At 71.1% G+C, this 22,175-nt stretch carries 15 protein-coding genes and 1 tRNA gene; 8 read left to right on the plus strand and 8 right to left on the minus strand.

The window, feature by feature from the left end:
* Positions 1-105: 105 nt before the first annotated feature.
* Positions 106-6,273, plus strand: coding sequence for a non-ribosomal peptide synthetase (locus tag HCN52_RS00905; protein WP_376767069.1), 6,168 nt, complete (start codon positions 106-108; stop codon positions 6,271-6,273).
* 122 nt (positions 6,274-6,395) lie between these two features.
* Here HCN52_RS00905 and gdhA read toward each other — a convergent pair whose 3' ends face one another.
* Both gdhA and HCN52_RS00915 read right to left on the minus strand, forming a co-directional pair.
* Positions 6,396-7,727: an NADP-specific glutamate dehydrogenase gene (gdhA, locus tag HCN52_RS00910; RefSeq protein ID WP_168086393.1), complete on the minus strand. Its 1,332-nt coding sequence runs from the start codon at positions 7,725-7,727 to the stop codon at positions 6,396-6,398.
* Between the two features lie 513 nt (positions 7,728-8,240).
* Positions 8,241-8,396 (minus strand): hypothetical protein, encoded by a 156-nt coding sequence (locus HCN52_RS00915; protein WP_167969093.1) that lies wholly within the window; start codon positions 8,394-8,396, stop codon positions 8,241-8,243.
* A 175-nt stretch (positions 8,397-8,571) separates the two neighbouring features.
* Between HCN52_RS00915 and HCN52_RS00920 the strand changes: the two genes are divergently transcribed.
* From HCN52_RS00920 to HCN52_RS00930, 3 genes are all read left to right on the plus strand, one after another.
* A tRNA-Gly gene (locus HCN52_RS00920) sits at positions 8,572-8,645 on the plus strand.
* A 468-nt stretch (positions 8,646-9,113) separates the two neighbouring features.
* Positions 9,114-9,428: a type II toxin-antitoxin system RelE/ParE family toxin gene (locus tag HCN52_RS00925; RefSeq protein WP_209314015.1), complete on the plus strand. Its 315-nt coding sequence runs from the start codon at positions 9,114-9,116 to the stop codon at positions 9,426-9,428.
* Positions 9,425-9,760, plus strand: coding sequence for a helix-turn-helix domain-containing protein (locus HCN52_RS00930; RefSeq protein ID WP_168086394.1), 336 nt, complete (start codon positions 9,425-9,427; stop codon positions 9,758-9,760). Before HCN52_RS00925 ends, HCN52_RS00930 begins: the two co-directional genes overlap by 4 nt.
* Before the next feature lie 210 nt (positions 9,761-9,970).
* On the opposite strand, the gene HCN52_RS00935 is transcribed toward HCN52_RS00930, so the two are convergent.
* The 3 genes from HCN52_RS00935 to HCN52_RS00945 all read right to left on the minus strand — a co-directional run bounded on the left by HCN52_RS00935 (position 9,971) and on the right by HCN52_RS00945 (position 14,232).
* Complete coding sequence (locus HCN52_RS00935; protein WP_168086395.1) at positions 9,971-10,450, minus strand: HIT family protein; 480 nt, start codon at positions 10,448-10,450, stop codon at positions 9,971-9,973.
* Positions 10,451-11,130: 680 nt separating this feature from the next.
* Positions 11,131-12,042 (minus strand): hypothetical protein, encoded by a 912-nt coding sequence (locus HCN52_RS00940; protein WP_168086396.1) that lies wholly within the window; start codon positions 12,040-12,042, stop codon positions 11,131-11,133.
* 720 nt (positions 12,043-12,762) lie between these two features.
* The gene (locus tag HCN52_RS00945) at positions 12,763-14,232 is read right to left on the minus strand and encodes a non-reducing end alpha-L-arabinofuranosidase family hydrolase (protein ID WP_168086397.1); all 1,470 of its coding nucleotides are present in this window, start codon (positions 14,230-14,232) and stop codon (positions 12,763-12,765) included.
* Positions 14,233-15,296: 1,064 nt separating this feature from the next.
* Between HCN52_RS00945 and HCN52_RS00950 the strand changes: the two genes are divergently transcribed.
* Positions 15,297-16,727 (plus strand): endo-1,4-beta-xylanase, encoded by a 1,431-nt coding sequence (locus tag HCN52_RS00950; protein WP_168086398.1) that lies wholly within the window; start codon positions 15,297-15,299, stop codon positions 16,725-16,727.
* 242 nt (positions 16,728-16,969) lie between these two features.
* On the plus strand, positions 16,970-17,101 hold the full coding sequence (locus HCN52_RS25825) for a hypothetical protein (protein WP_280923846.1): 132 nt from the start codon (positions 16,970-16,972) through the stop codon (positions 17,099-17,101).
* Here HCN52_RS25825 and HCN52_RS00955 read toward each other — a convergent pair.
* Both HCN52_RS00955 and HCN52_RS00960 read right to left on the minus strand, forming a co-directional pair.
* A complete protein-coding gene (locus HCN52_RS00955; protein ID WP_168086399.1) occupies positions 17,098-18,474 on the minus strand; it encodes an alpha/beta hydrolase in 1,377 nt (458 codons plus the stop codon). The two genes, HCN52_RS25825 and HCN52_RS00955, sit on opposite strands and share 4 nt — an antisense overlap.
* 311 nt (positions 18,475-18,785) lie before the next feature.
* Positions 18,786-19,274 carry a hypothetical protein gene (locus tag HCN52_RS00960; RefSeq protein WP_168086400.1) on the minus strand — a complete coding sequence of 163 codons (489 nt, stop codon included), beginning with the start codon at positions 19,272-19,274 and terminating at the stop codon, positions 18,786-18,788.
* A gap of 325 nt (positions 19,275-19,599) precedes the next feature.
* Between HCN52_RS00960 and HCN52_RS00965 the strand changes: the two genes are divergently transcribed.
* Positions 19,600-20,238, plus strand: a complete 639-nt coding sequence (locus HCN52_RS00965; protein WP_168086401.1) for a TetR/AcrR family transcriptional regulator — start codon at positions 19,600-19,602, stop codon at positions 20,236-20,238.
* Between the two features lie 78 nt (positions 20,239-20,316).
* Here the strand turns inward: HCN52_RS00965 and HCN52_RS00970 are convergent, their stop codons facing one another.
* The gene (locus HCN52_RS00970) at positions 20,317-21,459 is read right to left on the minus strand and encodes an FAD-dependent monooxygenase (RefSeq protein WP_168086402.1); all 1,143 of its coding nucleotides are present in this window, start codon (positions 21,457-21,459) and stop codon (positions 20,317-20,319) included.
* Positions 21,460-21,635: 176 nt separating this feature from the next.
* Between HCN52_RS00970 and HCN52_RS00975 the strand changes: the two genes are divergently transcribed.
* Complete coding sequence (locus HCN52_RS00975) at positions 21,636-21,962, plus strand: ArsR/SmtB family transcription factor (RefSeq protein WP_168086440.1); 327 nt, start codon at positions 21,636-21,638, stop codon at positions 21,960-21,962.
* Positions 21,963-22,175 lie beyond the last annotated feature (213 nt).

A 22,175-nucleotide genomic window follows, 5' to 3' on the forward strand; every position in this document is an offset into this window, starting at 1 on the left:
CCCGCCGAAGAAGGTGGTGTCGGCGCTCGGGTGGGAGGCGTCGCCGTAGCTCCAGGCGCCGCCGTCGACCCCGTCCATGATGTCCGCCCGGGCACCGTCACCGCCATGGCGTGGAACACCGCCGCCGCCCGCCCCACCGCGGCTCCGCCCCCGGTAGCCGCCACGACACCGGCGGCGGAGCCGGTGGCCGACGGCGGGCCCGCCCGCCCGCCCGAGTTCAGCATCTACTTCTTCGGCGACTACCCCGAGGTCGAGGACGGCTACGAACTCATCGCCGAGACCGCCCGGTTCGCCGATGCCAACGGCTTCCACGCCCTGTGGATGCCGGAGCGGCACTTCCACTCCTTCGGCGGCCTCTTCCCCAACCCGTCGGTCCTCGCCGCCGCACTGGCCCGGGAGACCAGCCGCGTCCGGCTCAACGCCGGTTCGGTGGTGCTGCCGCTCCACGACCCGATCCGGGTCGCCGAGGAGTGGTCCATGGTGGACAACCTCTCGGGCGGACGCGTCGGGATCGGCGCCGCCTCCGGCTGGCACTCCACCGACTTCGTCTTCTTCCCCGAGCGGTACGGCCGCCATCGCGAGCTGATGTACGAGCAGTTGGCGGACGTCCGCACGCTGTGGCGCGGCGAGTCGCTGACCCGCGACACGGGTGACGGGAAGGCCGAGGTCCGGATCTTCCCCCGCCCCGTGCAGGAACTGCCGCCGATGTACACGGCGGTGGTCGGAAATCCGGCCTCGTACGAACTGGCCGGCCGCAACGACGTCGGCATCGTCACCAACCTCATGGCGCAGAGCGTCGAGGAGCTGACGGCGAACATCGCGCGGTACCGCGCCGCGCGAGCCGGGGCCGGGCTGGACCCCGCGGGCGGGCACGTCGCCGTGCTGCTCCACACCTACCTGGCGGACGACCACGACACCGCGCGGGCGGACGCCTACGAGCCGCTGGCCCGCTACATGCGCGCCTCGCTCTCGCTGTTCGGCACCGTCTCGCGCAGCCTCGGCCACCACGTCGACATGAACTCCCTGGACGAGGACGACCTCGACACCCTCTTCCGCCGCGCCTACGGCCGCTACTGCGACCAGCGGGCGCTCATCGGCACGGTGGAGAGCGTCGCCCCCGTGGTGGAGGCGGTCACCGCCGCCGGTGCGGACGAGATCGTCTCGCTGGTCGACTTCGGGGTGCCCTCGGCCGCGCTGCGCGGCGGTCTGCGCCATCTCGACGCGCTCCGCCGCGGCCACCAGGAGCGCCCGCGGGTCACCGCCGCGCCCCCGGCCCCCGCCGTGCGCGCCGTCCCCGCCGCGACGAAGGCGCCCGCCGCCGCGGCCGCGGCCGACACGACCGGGCAGGAGGCGACCGGGCAGGAGGCGGCCGGGCAGGAGGCGACCGGGCAGGAGGCGACCGCCCCCGACCCGGCCGACGCCGGGGCACCGCTCTCCCCCGCCCAGCAACGGGTGTGGATCACGCACCGGATGTTCCCCGACAGCACCTCCTACAACGAGGTCAAGGGCGTCCGCTTCGACGGCCCCCTGGACCTCGCGGCGCTCCACGACGCGCTGCGCGGACTCGTCGCCCGGCACCCCGGGCTGCGGACCGTCTTCCGCGAGACGGCGGACGGCCCGCGGCAGTACGTGCGGGCCGCCGACGCCCCGGAGCGGCTGGTCCTCTCCCACGCCGTCGTGGACCGCCGCGACGCGGGCCCCGACCCGGAGGCGGCGGTCCGCGAGGTGCTCGCCGCCGAGAGCGCCCGCACCTTCGACCTGGCCGACGGCCCCCTGCTGTTCACGCGGCTCGTCGCCACCGGGGACGACCGGCACGTGCTGGTGCTGTCGATGCACCACATCGTGGCCGACGCCCACTCGGCGTCGATCCTCGCGCGCGACCTCTCCGCGCTGTACCGCGCCCGTCTCACCGGTGCCGCACCCGACCTGCCCGCGCTGGACCGCACACCGGCGGACGTCGCCCGGGACGAACTGGCCGCGCACCAGGACGGGAAGGCCGCCGCCGACCTCGGCTACTGGCGCAGGGCGCTCGCCGGCGCGCCCACGCTGTGCAGCCTCCCCACCGACCGGCCCCGGCCGGCCGCCCTCAGCTCGCGGGGCCGCGCCGTCTTCCGCGACCTGGACGCGACGCTCTCCGACGAGCTGCGCGACCTGAGCCGCCGCCACCGCGCCACGCTCTTCATGACGCTGATCGCCGGCTACGCCGTCGCGCTGCGCCGCCTGAACGGCCAGGACGACATCGTCATCGGCACCCCCACCTCGACCCGGCCCCCCGGCCACCAGGACGTTCTCGGGCTGTTCCTCAATTCCGTGGCGCTGCGGCTGGACCTCTCCGCCGCGGACGACTTCCCGACGCTGCTGCGCCAGGTCCGCGGCGTGGCGCTCGACGCCTACGACCACGCCGACGCCGCGTTCGACCAGGTGGTGGCGGCGCTGGCGGTGCCCCGCACCACCGGGCACACGCCGGTGTTCCAGGTGATCGCGGAGTACGAGTCCCACGACCCGTTCCACTTCGACCTGCCGGACGTCACGGCGACCGCGCTCGACACCGGCGCCGACAAGACGCTCACCGACCTGACCGTCTACTTCACCGACCGGCCGACCGGCGTCCGCTGCCATCTGGAGTACAGCACCGACCTGTTCACCGAGGAGACCGTCGACCGGTTCTTCACGACGCTCCGGTCCGTCCTGGCGGCGGCTGTCAGCGACCCCGACGGCCCGCTCCCGACCGCCGCCGGGGACACGGCGCCGGAAACCGCCGGCACCGCGTCCGAGAGAGCGGGGACGGCCGAAGCAGCCCTCCCGACCGGCGCTCCCGAACCGGAGAGCGGCACCGGTACCAGGAGCGCCCCCGACACGGCCCCCGACACGGCCGCCACCGGGCCCGCACCGCGCGACGTGCCGGCGGCGTGGCACGACGGGCCGGTCCGGGCGGTCCCCGCCGTCACGGTGTCGGAACTGGTCGTACGACGGACCGCCGAGGGCCCCGGCCGCGCGGCCGTCGTCGACGGCGACCGCGTCCTCACCTACCGCGAACTGAGCCGCGAGGCCGACCGGTTGGCGGCGGTGATCCGGGAGCGGTCGGCCGGCACGGAGCCGACGGCCCCGGTGGCCGTCTGGCTCCCCCGCGGCGCCGACCTCGTCGTCGCGCTCCTCGCCGTGCTGCGGGCGGGCCGCCCGTACCTGCCGCTCGACCCCGCGCTCGGCCGCACCCGCGCCGAGACCGTCATCGCCGAGGCGAAGGCGCCGCTGCTGCTGACCGCCGCGCCGGGCTCCCCCGGCGACCCGGACGTGCCGGCCTCCACCACCCCGGTCGGTATCGACGAGCCGGCTCCGGCGGACGCCCCGGTCTCCCGGGCGGGCGCCCCCGGACCGGACGACGCCTGCTACGTCATCCACACCTCCGGCAGCACCGGCACGCCCAAGGGCGTCGTGGTGCCGCACCGCGCCGTGGTCAACCTCTGCCAGTGGCACCACCGCCGCTTCGACTTCACCGCCGCCGACCGCACCGCGCTGCTGTGCAGCCAGAGCTTCGACGCCTCCGTCCTGGAGATCTGGCCCACCCTGACCGCCGGGGCGACGCTGACCGTCGCCGACGACACCACCCGGCGCGACGCCAAGGCCCTGGCCGCCTGGTACACCGCGCAACGCGTCACCTTCGCGATGCTGCCGACCGCGCTCGCCGAGACGCTGCTCCAGCTCCCGGCAGCCGACCAGCCGCCGCTGCGCCACTGCGTCGCGGGCGGCGACGTCCTCCGCACCAGGCCGCACCCCTCGGCCGGGTACGAGGTGGTCAACGTCTACGGCCCGACCGAGACCACGGTGCTCTGCACCCACCACACCGTGCCCCCCGCCGGGGACGGGCCGGAGGACGGCCCGATACCCATCGGCCGGCCGATCGACAACGCGCGCCTCACCGTGCTCGGCGCAGACGGCGAACCGGTCCCGGTCGGCACACCGGGCGAGCTGTACGTCGCCGGCGCCGGCGTGGCCGACGGCTACCTGCACCGACCGGACGCCACCGCCGAGCGGTTCGCCGCCCACCCCGGGCGCGGCGGCGGCGAGGAACGCCGCTACCGCACCGGCGACCTGGTGCGCTGGGGCGACCACGGCGCGTTGGAGTTCCTCGGACGCTCCGACGACCAGGTGAAGATCCGCGGCTTCCGCGTCGAACCGGAGGAGACGGCACACGTCCTCTCCTCGCTCCCGGAGGTACGGGAGGCCGTGGTGCTCCCGCAACGCGACCACGGCGCGGAGGCCCGGCTCGTCGCGCACGTCGTCCCCGCCGAGGACGTCGGCGGTGACGACGACGACCATCGGGCGTTCGCCGACTGGCTGACGCGCCGCCTGGCCCGGCGGCTGCCCGAGTACTTGATCCCCGGCGCGTGGTCCGTGCTGCCGGAGCTGCCGCTGACAGGCACCGGCAAGGTGAACCGCGCGGCGCTGCCGGCGCCGCGCCACACCACGCGGCTCCCCGTGCCGGCAGCGCGCAGCGACACCGCCACCGCGCCGGACGCGCCGCCCGTCCCCGACGCGGACGCGGCTCAGTGGGAGCAGCGGCTGCGCGCCCTGTGGTCGGCGGAACTCCGCCTGCCCGCAGCGGAGATCGACGCCGACGCCTCGTTCTTCTCCCTCGGCGGCCACTCGATCACCGCGATCCGGCTCGCCAACCGGATCCGCGCCGCCCACGGTGCCGAACTGCCACTGGCGGAGTTCTACCAGCGGCCCACCCTCCGGCAGTCGGCCGAGCAGCTGGCGGCCGAGCACCCCCCGTCGAGCGGCACCACCGCCGCAGGCGGGGAGCCGGCCGCAGGCGGGGAGCCGGCCGCAGGCACGAAGGCAGCCGCAGGCACGGAGACCGCCGTCGGCGCGGAGCCGACCGCGGGACGCGCGTCCGGCGGGAGCGCCCTCACGCCCGCCACCGTGCAGCAGCGGGCGTTCCTCGCCGCCCAGGAGACGCACCCGCTGCCGCAGGTGTTCAACGTGGCCATCCGGTTCGTCCTCCACGGCACGCTGGACGTCCGCGCGCTGCGCGCGGCCCTCACCGCGCTGGTGGCGCGCCATGAGTCGCTGCGGCTGCGCTTCCGCCGGCAGGACGGCCGGTGGTTCCAGGAGGTGCTGCCGCCGGACCCGGTGCCGCTCCCCGAGGAGGACCTCACCACGCTGGCCGAGCCGGAACGCGCGGCGGAGGCCGAGCGCATCGGCGGCGACCTGGCGCAGCGCCCGTTCGACCTGACGACCGGCGCCGGACCCGTCCTGCGGCTGCTCCGCACCGGCGAGCAGAGCTGGGCGCTGCTCCTCGTGCTGCACCACGCCACCTGTGACGGCTGGGCGGTCAGCACCCTCCTCCAGGACCTCGCCGCCCTCTACCGGGCGGAACTCGACGGCACCGACGATCCGCTACCCGAGGTCAGCCAGTCCACCGACTACGCCCGCTGGCAGCTGGAGAACCCGCTGCCGCCCGAGGAGTCGGAGCGGCGCGCGGGGCACTGGGTGCGGGAACTGGGCAACGTTCCCTGGCGGTTGGGCCTGCCCACCGACCGGCCCCGCCCTGCGAAGCTCAGCGGCGCCGGGTCGGCCGTGGTGTTCACGCTGCCGGCCGGCGTGCGGCGCGGCGTCGAGCTGCTGGCCCGGGAGCACGGCGCGACCGCGTTCGCGGTCACGGCCGCGGCGATGGGGACGATGCTCGCCCGTCGCTCCGGCCAGTCCGACGTGCTGCTGACCGTCGCCCACGCCAACCGGGTGCGGCAGGAGTTCGAGGAGCTGGTGGCCTGTACGTCGGCCCCGTACGTGTTGCGGGTCCCGGTTGCCGCCGCCGAGGACTTCGGGGCGCTCGTCGACCGCGTGGGCCGCAGCGCGACCGAGGGGGCCGACCGGCTGTTGCCGATGGAGGAGATCGCCGCCGCCGTGCGGGAGGCGACGGGTGACCGCGACCTCCCGGACCGGGTACCGGTCGGCTTCCAGTACCAGAACACGCTCCTCGCCGACCTGGACCTGCCGGGTGTCGAGGCGGCGGTGGAGGACCTGGTGGTCCCGGCGGTGCGGACGGAGATCTCCTTCGGCCTGGTGCCCGCCGGGGACGTCCTGGTCGGCTACATCGCCTACTCGACGGACCTGTGGGACGAGACGACGGTCCGCGGCTGGGCGGAGGAGTACACCGCCCTGCTGACCGAGCGGGTCCGCCCGACGGCGGCCGACACCGCCGGGGCCGGTCCCGCGGCGGCCGACACCGCCGGGGCAAAGGGCGAGGCTGCGGCCGGTAGCGAGGGCTGACCCGACCGCCCGGGTACGGCCGGCCCGACGACGGCGCCGCCCGGGGAACTCACCGGTTCCCCGGGCGGCGCCGTGTCACGGGTGGCCGCGGGCGGATGTGCACCGTGGGCCGCGCGGCTGCGTCAGATGACGCCCTGCGCCTGCATCGACTCGCCGACCAGCTCGAAGCCGGCGATGTTGGCGCCGGCCACATAGTCGCCGGGCCGCCCGTAGCGCTCGGCGGTGTCGTGGCAGGTGTGGTGGATGTGCTTCATGATCTCGGTGAGCCGGTCCTCGGTCTTCTCGAACGTCCAGAGCGTCCGGGACGCGTTCTGCTGCATCTCCAGTGCGCTGGTCGCGACGCCGCCGGCGTTGGCGGCCTTGCCCGGGGCGAAGAGGACGTCCGCGGCGCGCAGGGCACGGACCGCGTCCGGGGTGGTCGGCATGTTGGCGCCCTCGGCGACCACCCGGACACCGTTGCCGACGAGGGTCTTCGCGGCGTCCTCGTCCAGCTCGTTCTGCGTGGCGCAGGGCAGCGCCACGTCGCAGGCGACGTCCCAGACGCGGCCGCCCTCGCGGTACTCGGCGGCCCCGCCGCGCTGCTCGGCGTAGGCGCTGAGCCGCGCGCGGTCCTTCAGCTTGACCTGCTTGAGGAGGTCGAGGTCGAGGCCGTCCTCGTCGACGACGCAGCCGCCGGAGTCCGAGCAGGCGACCACGGTCGCGCCCGAGGCGGCGGCCTTCTCGGCGGCGTGGATCGCCACGTTGCCGGAGCCGGAGACGACGACGCGCATGCCGTCCAGCTCCAGGTCGCGGGCGCGCAGCATCTCGGCGGTGAAGACGACGAGGCCGTAGCCGGTGGCCTCGGGGCGAGCGTGGGAGCCGCCCCAGCCGACGCCCTTGCCCGTGAGGACACCGGCCTCGAAGCGGTTGGTGATGCGGCGGTACTGGCCGAAGAGGTAGCCGATCTCCCGGGCGCCGACGCCGGTGTCGCCGGCGGGGACGTCGGTGTGCTCACCGATGTGGCGCTGCAACTCGGTCATGAACGACTGGCAGAACCGCATGACCTCGGCGTCGGACCGGCCCTTGGGGTCGAAGTCGCTGCCGCCCTTGCCGCCGCCGATGGGCATACCGGTCAGCGCGTTCTTGAACGTCTGCTCGAAGGCGAGGAACTTCACTATGTCGAGGTTGACGGTGGGGTGGAACCGCAGCCCGCCCTTGTACGGGCCCAGCGCGCTGTTGAACTCGACGCGGAAGCCGCGGTTGACGTGCACCCGGCCGGCGTCGTCCGTCCACGGCACGCGGAAGATGACCTGCCGCTCCGGCTCGCAGAGCCGGTCCAGCAGGGAGCCGTCGCACAGCTCCGGTCGGCGCTCCAGCACGACGGGCAGCGACTCCAGCACCTCGCGCACCGCTTGGTGGAACTCCCGCTCCCCGGGGTTGCGGCGCAGGACGTGGGCGTAGATCTCCTCAAGCACGTATGCAGTTCTCCTCGTACACGGCTGCCCGGCGCTTGCCCGCGCGGCAGACTCTTGCGGCTCGACCGCGGTCCCGACGCCGGGTGGGCCGCTGGGCGACCCGTGCCCGTCCGTACCGCCGTCGACAGGCGGTCATCGGCCGCCTTCGGCGCCGATCCTCCGCCCGAGCCGACCGGACACCCGCCGGCCGGCACCTCCCGACACGCGGCGAGCGCCCAGGACAGTCACGAAACGGAAGACAAGGGAGTCCGGATCGCTCAGAAACGATCCGTACCGGAACCACACCACCGCCGCTACCCGCGGCTTCACCACCGCACACACCCTGCCCACACCGTGGACACCGCCCCACGCGGCCCGGCCGCGACCGCCACCGCGAGCCGGCCTCCCCCGGGCGCCGCCGCCCGGCGGTCCCCGCCGGCTTCCCACGGGCTGTGGCCCGGGCCGACAGGGCGTGGCCCGGGGCGGCCACACCGCCCGCCCCGGGCCACGACTGCTTCCGCCCCGCTCCCCGTGCTACTTCCCGACCGGCACCGCGCTGCGCAGCCGAGCGCAGCGGGGGCATCGCAGCAGCCGGGCCGGACCGATCCGGTCCGCGCTGAGGTGCTGCATCGGGAACTCACGGGTGCTGAACTGGTGCCCCTCGGCACAGCGCACAACGGTGGTCTGCAAGAGCCAGCTCCTGTACTTCGACGGCGACCCCGCCACCGTAGGGGATGCTCCCGACCCGTCCGCGCGCGCCGCACGGAGCGCGCCCCACCTCCACCGACCGGGCGCCGCGGCGCTGCGTGTGAGCGGACCGATGAGGTACAGTAACGATCGTCGAGCACCCTCCGGGGCGCCACGCGCGGGCGTAGTTTAATGGTAGAACATGAGCTTCCCAAGCTCAGAGCGCGAGTTCGATTCTCGTCGCCCGCTCCACACGAAAAGGCCCAGGCCAAGGACACCGTCCTCAACCTGGGCCTTCGTCGTGCACCGGCCCGAATCAGCGCCGCGCACCGCCTCCGCACCACCTGCCGTGCGTCAGGTGCCCTTCGGCGCCTCCTCCGCTGCTCGATCGGCACGCACCCGAGTATCGAGCGCGTCCGCGATGTCGCGCTGCCTCTTGAGGTCGGAGTGCTGATAGATCAACGCTGCGCGTTCGGTCGAGCGACTTGTCCATAGCGTCTTCGGACGCGTGCCGGACAGCCGTGCAGGAGCAAGGGCCCGCGGGGGCAAGGAGCCTGCGCGACCAGTAGAAGCAGGCCGCCCGTCGGCAGATGGTCGTCACCGGACATGTGGCCGCCGCCGGCGCCGGGGATCCATCAAAAGTAGAGAATTTGCTACACTTCCTGCATGGAGGAGTGAGAGATCCGCGTCACCGATGAGATCCTCGCCTGGATCAACGCCTTGGACGAGAAATCGAAGGCGCAGGTCGTGGATGCCATCGACCGGCTTGCGGAAGGTGGCCCCGGCCTGGGCCGCCCGCTCGTTGATCGGCTCGAAGGGTCGCAGGTCCACAACCTCAAGGAACTACGCCCCGGCTCCGCAGGCCGCTCCGAGATCCGCCTCCTGTTCGTCTTCGACCCGTGGCGTTCGGCGATCCTACTGGTGGGCGGTGACAAGGGGAACTGGTCGGCCTGGTACCGCCAGGCGATTCCACGCGCGGAAGAGCTGTACGTCGAGTACGTGAAGGAACGCGAAGCCGAGGAGGGACAGCAATGAAGAAGTTTCCCAAGTGGAGCGATGTACGTGCCGATGTTGTTGCGGCTGCCGGCGGCGAAGAGGCTGTAGCCGAGGCCCGCAAGCGCAACCAGGCGTACATCGGCGGGCATCGGCTTGCCGAGCGTCGCAAGTCTCTTGGCCTGACGCAGAGTGACGTCGCGGAACTGATGGGCGTGACCAAGAGCCGGATCTCGCAGATCGAGCGCGGAGAGGTCTCCACCGTGGAAGCCATCGCCCGCTATGTCGCCGCTCTTGGCGGCCGGATCCAGATCTCCGCCGTCTTCGGTGACGACCTGTACATCCTGCGCGGAACGGACACTCACGCCGCGTAGGCCACAGGCCCCGGACGCATCGGCATCCGGGCAGCACCAGTCGTTCGCGCACCGTAGTGCTCGGCGGCGCCACCAGTTCCTGCTCGCTGTTGTGACGGTCAGCCGGTCGCCAATGATGCTGCCTCTCGAATCTCCCCAGCTACTGCTGAGGATGAGACACACCCTCCTCTGTTGATCTACCCGTCATCGTGTGATCGTGCCCGGTGTGCGTCAGGTCGACGAGCGCAGCCGGTCCAGTTCGTCGCTGATCGCCTCCCGCAGTGCGTCATGCTGCGGACCGAGCCCGGACCGCTCCTCGCTCCACCGTTCACGCGGATGGAGCCATACCGGGGCACCCACCACATCGGCGGGCTCCCACGCGAACCGCGGCCAGACGTGCGCGTGCAGGAACGGGTCCGTATTTCCCGGGATCTCCAGGTTGACCCGCAGGAAGGCCGGGTCCAGCCGCCGGCAGACACGCTCGACCGCTTCACCGAGCCGGTCCATGTCGGACAGGAACGCCGGCCGCTTCGCCCTCGGCAGGTCCGACAGCCGCTGCCCCTCCAACTCATCCACGAGCAGAACCGAGTAGCCCGGCAGGAACTGAACATCCCCGATCACCGCGCACCCCGCCGTCAACCGTCGCAGCACAGTCGGGTTCTCACCCCTCAGCGCGGCCCCGATTCGATCCACCCGCCAATCACCAGCCATATCCAGAACCTACAAGCCGACGATTGAGAATCGCTGTTCGCGTAGAGACCCGCTCCATCGACAGGAGGCCCCGGGACTCTCGTAAACGCTCGTGCCCCTCCTCGGGCACCCGAAGATGACCGGGGATCGATGGCCGTGCCCCATCCGTGCCCTTCGGAGCGGACAGCACCGGTCAACAGCGGTGCTCACGGACCCGCCGGGACGGGTGACAAGGAGAGAGTTTCCGCAGATCAGAGCGGATTTCCGCGCGGAAGCGTCGGTGATTCCCAAGCTCAGAGCGCGAGTTCGATTCTCGTCGCCCGCTCCACACGAAAAGGCCCAGGCCAAGGACACCGTCCTCAACCTGGGCCTTCGTCGTGCACCGGCCCGAATCAGCGCCGCGCACCGCCTCCGCACCACCTGCCGTGCGTCAGGTGCCCTTCGGTGCCTCCTCCGCTACTCGATCGGCACGCACCCGAGCATCGAGCGCGTCCGCAACCTTGCGGGCTCCAGGTGGTGACCCTTACGCGCCGCCCTCGGCCATGTGCCGGAGCTCAGCCATGGTGGTGGTGACCGTGGATTCCTGGCCTGGCGTGTCACGGGCTACGGCCGAGCGACCCCTCGGACAGGAGCATGCGACTCCCCGCCCGCTGTGCAGGCATGAGCACGCGACGGTCCGAGACGCCCGACTTCCGGGGCCCTCATCGAGGAATCAATCCACTGACCAGACCCGCCCAGGAGTCCCGGAGAGCACAGGAGTCAGCTTCGAGGGAGGCACGGTAGTGCGCCCCGCTGTCCCCGCATCCACGCGCTGACCCCAACCAGTCCGACAAGCCGTCGGAAACACCGTTGACCTCGGAGACGCTCCCAGGAACTCTGTACGCAGCCACGACTTCCGAGAAGAGAGCTCGACCGTCGGGATCATTCAAGAACTCCCCGGCCTCTGTCGTTTCCGAGCGATAGAAATCCTGAACTTCCAGCTTGTTCTCGATATAGGGCAAGAGGGCCAGCATCTGCCATGCGCGGTAACGGTCCAGTCGGTCGCCAACCTCGAAGACTTCCGCGGTAAGCGCGGGTATCTCTTCGGAGTACCCCAACCGTTCCACGATCTGCACGGACAGATCCACCTCTTCGGTGTTCAGTCGATGCACACCGTCATTCCGGAACCGCTCGGTCGCACAAGAGGCGGCACGCCGATCGAGCTCAGTGACTGGCTCTCCCGCCATGTGCAGAATCGCCGCAGCGAACAACATCTCATCGCAGTGATCCTCGCGACGCGCACTGTCGGCGTAGCCCCTGACTCTCTCCACCCCCGCAGCGCCGACCACATCGACCGCCCCACCCGTCGAGTCCGCTATGGCGGCAGCGAAATAGAGGGAGGTCATGTCATCGAGTGGCGTCACTTCTCCCTTTTCCTCCGGCGGCGAGACGGGAGAGTAAACGCTCGCGCGGAGCTCGAACTCTGACAGATCAGCAACCAGTGCCTCTATACTCGGACTTCCCATACAGGCCGAAGCCGAGAGAACCAGCCCCAGGAAAACGACCGCAGGCGCCCAACGTCCCCGCGGGACACCCTCGTCGGGTTGCTCGGGGGTCGGCTCTCTCCGGGTCACTTTGCGCTCCTCACGTTGTGATACCGATCCGGTTGACGCTGACACTGCCCGCCGGTACCGGCTGCCAAGAACAGCTGAGCAAGAAGCGGGTTTCCCGATTGTCTGGTCACCCACCGAACGGACCGAGTCCGGGAAATATCAACGGATCGAGCACGCCCGGCTGCTTCGGCCGTCCGTCCCGTGGTCGCCGTCGTGGATCCGGGTTCGGCGGTCATCACCGCGTTGTCGTTGCAGCGGTGGAGGATGCGGGGCGTGGCCTCTCCGGACTTCCCAACCACGGCGAGCAGGTCCGCCCGTCGGCCCGACGCGAACCAGGAGGCGACGCGAACGGGGTCTTCACCGCGCATCATTCGCAGCTTGCCTCCCCGACGGCGGACCTCCTCACGCATGCGCTGAACGATATACGCATCAGAATGCATGCCGTACGTCGTTCGCAGCACAGGGACGTCTCCCGTGACCGCGACCGGCACGGCTTGGCGGTCGCCGGGAGAGCACTGGCCACCTTCCCACTGCACACGCGCCGAGCGGAGCGCCGCCCACCGGCTTCGTCGTTGCGTCGACCGTTGCACCGGCCGTACGAGAGCCGGGGCCGCGGGCCGCCCGGGGCTCCCCGCCTCCCGGTGCGGCGGGCTGCGGCCCGAACGCAGCGGGAGCGGGCCCGGCCGAAGGCCGGGCCCGCCGCGGCGGCTCCGTGTACCGGGTCGGAGCCGTCCCCCGCTGTCAGCGCTGCAGGGTCAGCAGCCCCGGGCGGTAGGGCAGGCGACCGTAGTCACCGCCCGAGCTGGGGCTTCGCCCCTGGTAGAGGAGTTGCAGGTTGCAGGGGTCGACGGTCATGGTCTGGTCGGCGCTGGTGCGGAGCAGCTCGCCGTGGCTGATGTCGTTGGTCCAGGTGGCGCCGCTGTTGGCCTTGCCGGCGAACGGGTTGCTCTCGGTCGCGGCCTGCGGCGTCCAGTTCCCGTCCAGGCTGGTCGCGGTGAACGAGCGGAAGTAGCGGCCCTGCGAGCCGATCGCCTCGACGATCATCAGGTACCGGTTCTGGCCCTGCAGCTTGTAGACCTGCGGAGCTTCGAACAGGTTGTTCGTCGTGTCGCTCATGATCACCGTCGAGCTGGCGCCGAAGCTGCTCGGGAAGTTCCCGATCGGCATGCTGGTCCGGTAGATCCTGCCGTTGTCACCGGCGAAGAACAGGTACATGTGCGTGTCGTCGGCGATGAGTGTCTGGTCGATGGGTCCGGTGTCGGAGTTGGAGATCGTCCCGCGGAACAGCTCCTGCTCGGCGGACCAGCCGTTCGGGTTGGTCGGGTCCGTCGAGGTCCGGTAGGAGAACGACGTCCGGCCCCACTGGTAGGCGAGCACCCAGATGTTCTTCGGCGCGAAGTAGAACAGCGTCGGCGCGACCGTGGCGGAGGACATCGCGTTCTGGCTGGCCGAGGCCATCTCCGACCAGTTGCCGAACAGGCCGAAGTTCATCGAACCCCAGCGCGTCCCGGTGTCGTGCGTCGTCGCGTAGACGAGGTGTCGGCCGTTGTAGGGCACGACGGTGAAGTCCTTGAGCGAGACCCATCCCGACCGCGGCTGCGCCAGCGCGCCCGTCGAGGACCAGCGGTAGTTCGACGGCAGGGCGCAGGGGGTGCCGGGGTTGTCGGCGCCGGCCTTGACGAGCTGCCACTGCTGGTTGGTGCCGCCCCAGTCGTCGTACTGGACGACGTTCGCGTTGTCCGCGGTGGAACCGCCCTGCACTTCGAGGGCCTTGTTGCTGTGGCGCGACACGAACCTCACGTATCCGTCCGAGCTGTCGGCCAGCCGCCACTGCTGGTTGGTGGCGTTCAGGTCGGCCCACTGGACGATGGAGCCGCCGTTCGCGGTGGACCAGTTGTGGACGTCCAGGACCTTGTCGGAGTGGCGGGACTTGATGCGGTAGTAGCCGTTACCGGAGTCGACGAACTGCCACTGCTGCTGGGCCTGGTCGTTCCTGGTCCACTGGGTGATGCGGGCGCCGTCGTTGGTCGCCCGGTTGTGGACGTCCAGCGCCTTGCCACTGGCACGGTTGACCAGGATGTACGAGGCGCCGGTGTCGACGGTCGCCGCCCCGGCCGGTTGCGCGCCGAGGAAGGTGGCCACGAGCAGCAGCGGTGCGAGGACGACCAGTGGGCGTCTCAGACGGAGCGGGGACGGACGGCGAAACCACATCGGAGGCCTCCCTTTCGGGGGTGGGGGTGAGGTGACCTTGATGAACCGGAGACGGCCGCCCGGGACGGTCGGGGCCGGGGAGGAGCGAGGGCTGCCGCAGGTGCCGAGGAGCTGATGCGCTGGACTCTCGAGACGGAGCAGTACGCCGCGACGGGGACGGGAAAGACCTCCGGTGGTCGGGGCCCCGACCGACAACCGGTTGCAACCGTGACCGCAACGAACCCCACGCCGACGCATCCCGCAGGCGTCGGGGGCCGTGACCCGGGAGACCCCCGACGCGGGGATCGGAAGCTACCGAAACACTTCCGAAACTTCGTGGACTCCTTGTGGCGACAAGTTAGGAACAGCCGACCCCAGGGTCAAGGCCTGTCGCCGAGCTGTCCGTAAACAGCGCCTCGGTTCCGGCCGGGCGCGGGCCCGGCCGACAGGCGCCGGCACGCGTTCCCTCGCTACCGGACGAGCGGCGCGCACCAGGGCCGCATGCCGCCCGTCCGCACCGAGCTGCTCGTTCGCCTTCGCCGCCCGGGCCCGACGGCGACGGCGTCCGCGGACGACGACCCCAGGACTCCGCCGGACGCGCCGCTCCCCTCGCAGGCTCTCCGAAAAGTTTCGGGCAACGCACGGAAATTCTCTCTGCGCAGGGAGTTGACGTTCCTCTCCCCTGCCCCCAATCTCCCTGTCTGAGAGGACGACCACGGTCCGCTCCCTCGGACCGTGCGCCCTGTGCAACCGGTATCCGTTCGACAGCACCGCGCTCCACAGCACCCGCGCCACCCTGTTTCCGAACCGGTGGGGTTCGCACCAGCGCATCCTGACTCTTCGCACGGCGGAGAGATCCGCGGCGCCGTGTGCGGGTCCTCCCGGCCGAGCCGCGATGGAGTACACCCCCATGCCTTCGTCGACCCCCCACCACGGCCCCGCGTCGGGGACGCGCGGCCGTGCCCGTGGCCGTCCGAGTCCGCACCGCCGGATCCGACCCGCCTCGTCCGCCTGCCGCACCACCGCGGGCGACGCCCTCCACCACACCTCGGTCCTTCCCTGACGTCCATCCTGGAGGCACAGTCATGGGCTCGTACGCCACATCCCCACCCGTCCGCCGGTCACTGCACGGCCTGCTGGTGGCCCTGTTCGTCGTCGCTCTCGGCGTGGTCGGCGCGCTGGCCGCGCCGCCGAGCGCCCACGCGGCCGAGAGCACGCTTGGCCCCGCGGCGAAGCAGAGCGGTCGTTACTTCGGCGTCGCCATCGCCGCGAACAGGCTGAACGACTCGACGTACGCGTCGATCGCGAACCGCGAGTTCAACTCGGTGACCGCCGAGAACGAGATGAAGATCGACGCTCTCCAGCCCCAGCGGGGCCAGTTCAACTTCGCCGCAGGTGACCGGGTCTACAACTGGGCGGTCCAGAACGGCAAGCAGGTGCGCGGCCACACCCTGGCCTGGCACTCGCAGCAGCCCGGCTGGATGCAGAACCTGAACGGCAGCGCGCTGCGCCAGGCGATGGTCGACCACATCAACGGCGTGATGAACCACTACCGCGGCAAGATCGTCGAGTGGGACGTCGTGAACGAGGCGTTCGCCGACGGCAACTCCGGAGCCCGGCGCGACTCCAACCTCCAGCGTTCCGGCAACGACTGGATCGAGGTCGCCTTCCGCGCCGCGCGCGCCGCCGACCCGTCCGCCAAGCTCTGCTACAACGACTACAACGTCGAGAACTGGAACGCGGCCAAGACCCAGGCCATGTACTCCATGGTCCGGGACTTCAAGCAGCGGGGCGTCCCGATCGACTGCGTCGGCTTCCAGGCGCACTTCAACGACGGCAACCCGTACAACAGCAACTTCCGCACCACCCTGCAGAGCTTCGCCGCGCTCGGCGTCGACGTCTCCGTCACCGAGCTCGACATCCAGGGCGCCTCGCCCACGACGTACGCCAACGTGGTCAACGACTGCCTGGCGGTGACGCGCTGCCTGGGCATCACCGTCTGGGGTGTGCGCGACACCGACTCCTGGCGCGCGCACCACACGCCGCTGCTGTTCAACGGCGACGGCAGCAAGAAGCCCGCCTACAACAGTGTCCTCAACGCGCTCAACGGCGGCTCCACCACGCCGCCGCCCACCACGCCGACGGGCGGCCAGCTCCGGGGTGTCGGCTCGGGCCGATGCGTGGACGTGCCCAACGCGGCCACCGCCGACGGCACCCAGGTCCAGCTGTACGACTGCCACACCAACGCCAACCAGCAGTGGAGCCTCACCTCCTCCGGCGAGCTCCGGGTCTACGGCGACAAGTGCCTCGACGCCGCTGGCACCGCGGTCGGTGCCCGGGTCCAGATCTACAGCTGCTGGGGCGGTGACAACCAGAAGTGGCGCGTGAACTCCAACGGTTCCATCGTCGGGGTCCAGTCCGGCCTCTGCCTCGACGCCGGGGGCTCCGGCAACGGAGCCGCCATCCAGCTCTACACCTGCTGGAACGGCAGCAACCAGCAGTGGACCCTCACCTGAGGGGCACCGGTCGCTGACAGCGAGGAGCCCCCTCGCTGACAGCGAGGGAGCTCGCTGACGGAACGCCACGCGGCGGGGCTCGCTCCGCTCACACCACCGGGCCCTGCCGCCGACCCCGGCCCGCCGCACCCCGCGGCGGGCCGGGCGTGCGGTCCGGCCGTCGGCCGGACCGCAGCACGGGGCAGGTCCGGCCAGTACCCGCTGAGGCCGACGACACGGAGCAGCCGGCAACGGATCCGGAGGTGGCGGACGGGCCCGGGGAGGACGAACTGCTGGAGCGGGTCGCGATGCAGTACTACATCGACTACCAGCCGATCGATGTCGACCTCGCGGCCGAGGTCGTCGCCGCGGCCGAGGAGCACGTCTGCCGCTAGAGCGCGCAGCGAGCGCCCTCGGGCGGTGTTTCGAGGTGGAGGAGGTAGGCGTCGACGATGTCGTTCACGCAGTCGCTCCCCGCGATGAGATAGGTGCCGTGCTGCTTTCCCTCGACCGTCAGCAGGCTCGAGCCGAGGGTCTCGGCCAGCGTGATGCCGCCCGTGTACGGCGTACCGGGGTCTCCGGTGGTCGCGACGACGAGGGTGTCGGGGAGGTCGCTGGTCGGGGTGACCCAGGGCTGGTCGCGGGACGGCGGCGCGGGCCACGCCTCGCACTCGTCACGGAAGTCGCCGCCGGTCAGCTCGTCCAGGTCGAACATGGGGGCGACCTCACCGAGTTCGCGTGCCGCGGCAGTCTGCTCCTCGGGGGTGAGGCGGGGCCAGTCCATGCATCGCACCGCGATGTTCGTGTCGAGGTCAATGGTGTGCTCGCCCGCCGCGGTGCGACCGTAGAAGGAGTCGCGCAGGGCGAGGATCTCGTCGGCCTCGCCCTGGCCCAACGCGTCGAGCGCGGAGATGATCGCGGGCCAGCTCGCCTCCGAGTACAGCCCGGCGTTGATGCCGAGGTAGGCGTCCCAGATGGTGACCTCCCGGCCGTCGTTGCTCACCGCCGGCGTCTCGATCAGTGGCTCCAGGATGTCGTGGAGGCGATCGTTGGCGTGGGCTGGGTCGGCTCCCAGGACGCAGTCCGGCGTCTCCGAGCACAGCGCGGCAAGTTCGTCGAAGCGCTGCTGGACGGCGACGTACTGGGACACCCGGTGTTCGGTCGGGCTCAGGGTCGGATCCACCGCGCCGTCGATCGCCAGGGCTCGGATCTTCTCGGGGTAGGTCTCGGCGTACATGGCTCCGAGTTCGGACCCGTAGCTGTAGCCCAGGAACGTGAGCTGCTCGTCGCCGAGGACCTCACGCATGATGTCCATGTCGTGCACGACGTTCACGCTGCCGGCGTTGACGAGGTTCTCGACACCGCCTGAGCCCTCGATGCAGCGGTCGGCGAGCTCCGCCGCCTGTTCGGCGGTGGTGATGTCGTACACCGCCCCGAACCCGGGCGTCTCTCCGGCGTCGTACTCCTCGTCGCTGAAGCAGTCGAGCGAGGGCGTCGAGCCCCCGACGCCGCGCGGGTCGAAGCCGACGATGTCGAACCGCTCGGCGACGGGGCTGTCCTGCCAGAGCGAGAAGTTCGCGGCGACGAAGCTGGTGCCCGCGCCTGCCGGCCCGCCCGGATTGATCAGCAGCGATCCGTCCGCTTCGCCCGACGCCGGAATGCGAAGAAGCGCTATCCGGGCGGTGTTCCCGTCCGGCTTCTCGTAGTCGACGGGCACGTCGATCGTGGCGCACTGCAGCTCGGGGTTGGCGAAGAGCTCCTCGTCCACGGTGTTTGTTGCCCGACCCGAGCAGCCGGCCCAATCAGTGTCCTGCTCGAGGTACTTCTGGAGGCCTTCTACCGGTGCGGGCTCGTTCGGAGGGGAAGCCGGCGCACAGCCGGCGAGAAGGAGCGCTGCCGAAGCAGCCGTTGCGACGGCTGATGCAGCGTAGGTGCGTTGTTTCGTTGCTCGGCCGTGAATCCGCATGGGTGTCCCCTGACTCTTTCGGAGTTCTTTTCGCGTGCCCGAAGTGGCGTCGGCACGGTCTGGTGGATGGGTGATGGGTGGTGCCGACGGTTGCGGCTGGGTGGCGGCGTCCGTCAGGCATCGACGACGTCGGTGTCGACGTCCAGGAGGCGGTTGTGGCGGAAGGTGAGAGCACGCTCGACACCGGCCAGGGCCGAGGTGAGGGCGAGTGCCGTGTTCGCCCACGCCGGCAGAGCGATCGGGGAGTTGAGCGGCGCCGCATGGCGTGCCCAGATCGCCGAGTGGGAGACGGTCTCGAGCAGCTGCGGCGCGAGGAGGACGAGGTTCGCCGCCAGCACGATCACCGCACACACGGCCAGCGACCGCCCCACCCGCGGATGGCGACGCGACAGCCGGCCACGCCAGTGCTCGGGGGTCCCGGGAGCAGGGTCGAGACGTCGCTGCCCACCGTCCGCATGCACCAGGTGGATGCGCTGCATCCCGTAACGGGTGGCCGAGACCTCCACCCGGTCGTGCCCCACCGCGAACCGCGCGGGCATCTCGGCAGTGCTCACGTGGCGGCCGTTCCGGTACATCGACGCCTGCTGCGATGTGTGGTTCACGTCAACGGTGATCGTCGAACCGTCGGCCGCCTCGGTCGCGAAACGCGTGCGCTGGAGCGAGAGTGACGGCCGGAAACGCGGCAGCGGTGATCCCGGCCGCGGAGCGGTCCCGCCGAGCTCGCTCCCGAGCTCTTCGAACCCGAGGAGCGCATCGCCCTGCTCACGCCCCGATCCGGACCCGTCGGGCCGGACGTCCTCCATACCGCCGCCCATGACACTCCCTCCCGCGGGCCCGGACGCCGAGGAGCGCCGCCCGCCAGATCGTCTAGCTTGTCCGTGCTAAATAACGTAGCACAGGCGTGCTACATCGGTGTATGCTGGCGTCATGCCGAAACGAGTCGACCCGGACCTCCGCCGCGACCAGGTCGCAGACGCCGTCATCGACGAGATCGATGCACACGGGATCCGCTCGGTGACCCTCGCCCGCATCGCCGCACGATCCGGTCTGGCCGTCGGCAGCATCCGCCACTACTTCGGCGACACCCTGGGCGAGGTCATGCGATTCACGCTCAGCACGCTCGTCCGGCGAGCCGTGAACCGCAATCCGAAACTCTCCAGCGACCCGGCCACGCGCATCACCGACGTCATCACGTTCGTGGCTCCCACAAACGAGCAGGAACGCAAGGAGAACGCCGCCCTTGTCGAGTACCGGGTCATGGCGCGGACGGATCCCGCACTCGCGGCAGAGGTTGCGGCAACCTCGTCGGCCACCACGGAAGCGATCCGGTCGCTTCTGCTCGAGGCGCTGCCGTCCGGCTCGATCGACGAGGAGGTTCTGAACCGTGAGGTGCTGTACCTCCATTCCTTGATCGAAGGGTTCTCGTTCAGTGCCGGATTGTCGACCGAGCCACTGCGCGAGGAGGATGTCCGCTCCGTCGCAGAAGCAGCGGTGCAACGGGTTCTGCGCTCCCACTCGCAGGCCCGCGAGGAGCGTGGGAGCGGCGCCCGAGAAGTGGGCCTGTGAGCGGGTGAGACGCCGCACCGGGAGCAGCGGGTGGCGGAGGATGCGCACCGGCCGGTGCGCGGTCGGTGCGGACCCGGCCTACGGGTTCGCAGCGTCGCGAGAGGCGATCCTGCTCGTGCGACCGACCGCGCGGCCCACCGCATTGCGCACCGCGAGGCCCGGCCGGGTGCGGGGCACCAGGAGCCTGGAGAGCGGGCCGACGCGTCGCTGCCGCGGGTCCACCTCGCGACGGAGCCGCGACTCGTAGGCGGCGAACGCGCGGGCATGGTCACCGCGGTGGGCTGCGAGCTCGTCCGCGAGTGCGTACGCGCCCGCCATCGCCATGCTGGACCCGTCACCCAGCAGGGCCGTCGCCCCCGCCGCGTCCCCGAGCAGTACGACCCGTCCGCGGGACCACGAGGGCACCCGGACGGTGGTGAGGCGGTCGAAGAACGGAGCCGGGTGGTCGAGGAACGCCGCCACGAGTTCCGGTGCCCGCCACCGCACGTCGGCGTAGGCGTCGGCCACGGTCCGCTTGTGAAGGGCGGTGTTCTTGCGGTCGTGGGGCGCCGGCCGTGCAGGCCGGAAGGTGAAGATCGCAAGCGGGGTGACCCGCGAGGGGTGGAGGACCAGCATCCGGTTCGGCACGGTCAGCATCGTCATCTCGGTCGGGTCCTCGATGACGTCGGATTCCAGCGGGACGGTCGCGCCGTACAGCCCCAGGTCGCTCGCGAACTGCCCTTCGGGGCCGAATACCAGGCGTCGAACGGCGGAGTGCATCCCGTCGGCACCGACGACCAGGTCGAAGCGCCGCGGCGCGGACCGCCGGAAGGTGACGTCCACTCCGCCTTCGTCCTGGTCGAGGGCGACGACCGTGTCGTCGAACAGGAACTCGGCCTCGGTCTGTGTCGACCGGTGGAGCACCTCGGAGAGGTCGGCTCGGGTCACCTCGATCGTCGGCGCCCTCTCCGACGTGAGAGGGAGCCGCAGGATTCGGCTGCCGCCGGGGTCGAGCAGGGCCAGTGACCGGGTGCGGGTGGCCAGCTCGCGGAGCTGCGGGAGGATGCCCATGCGCTCGGCGACCGGGATCGCGGGCCCCTTCACGACGATCGCGCTGCCGCCGGAGCGCAGCTGCCGGGCGTGCTCCACGAGCGTCGGCCGGTATCCGTTGCGGGAGAGCCAGTACGCGAGCGCGGGCCCCGCGATTCCGGCACCGACTATCAGCACCTCGGGCGTCTTCATGACGATGACCTCTCGGAGGGTTCTCCAACCAGGCCCTTGTGGCGCCGGGGCGGTTGTGAGGGAGCGTGGGCACGGGACGGTGCGCGACCGCACCAAGGTACGATCGCGTTCGTACCTAAGGAGAGCACGTCTTTTAGGTATGATGCAAGTCATACCTAGGGAGACGTGTGGTGGGAATGAACCAGGCTGGTCAAGAGGCCGATGCCCACGACCTGGGGGCGGTGTTTCGCGCCCTCGCCGACAGGCATCGCCGTTCGGTGATGACGGAGTTGGCCGCCGATCACGGCGACAGTGAACGGGGCTGCAACTCGTTCGGTCTTTCGGTCTCGAAGCAGACCCAGACCCACCACTTCCGGGTCCTGCGCGAGGCGGGGCTCATCGACGAGATCGACTACGGCAACCGCAAGGGCATCCGGCTGAGACGCTCGGACATCGAGAGGAGATTCCCCGGACTGCTCGCGCTGCTGGAAGCGGAATCCCCGGCCGGCACCGCATCTCCCTGAGTACACCGCCGGGCCCCGAGCCGCGAGCAGTACCGAGCCCAGCGCGGGCGGCTCCCTGATGGCGGGGCGGCGCGTCGAGTCCATGTCGTCCTGCCGGGACCGCATGCGCGTTCACCCGGCCGGTCGGCGCGGACCGTCTTGCCAGGGCGGTCACAGGCGCCGCGGACCAGCGGCGATGCCGCTCGTGGACGGTCCGACACCGCCTGCCGAAAC

It is taken from the genome of Streptomyces bohaiensis (assembly GCF_012033785.1).
Lineage (GTDB): Bacteria > Actinomycetota > Actinomycetes > Streptomycetales > Streptomycetaceae > Streptomyces > Streptomyces bohaiensis.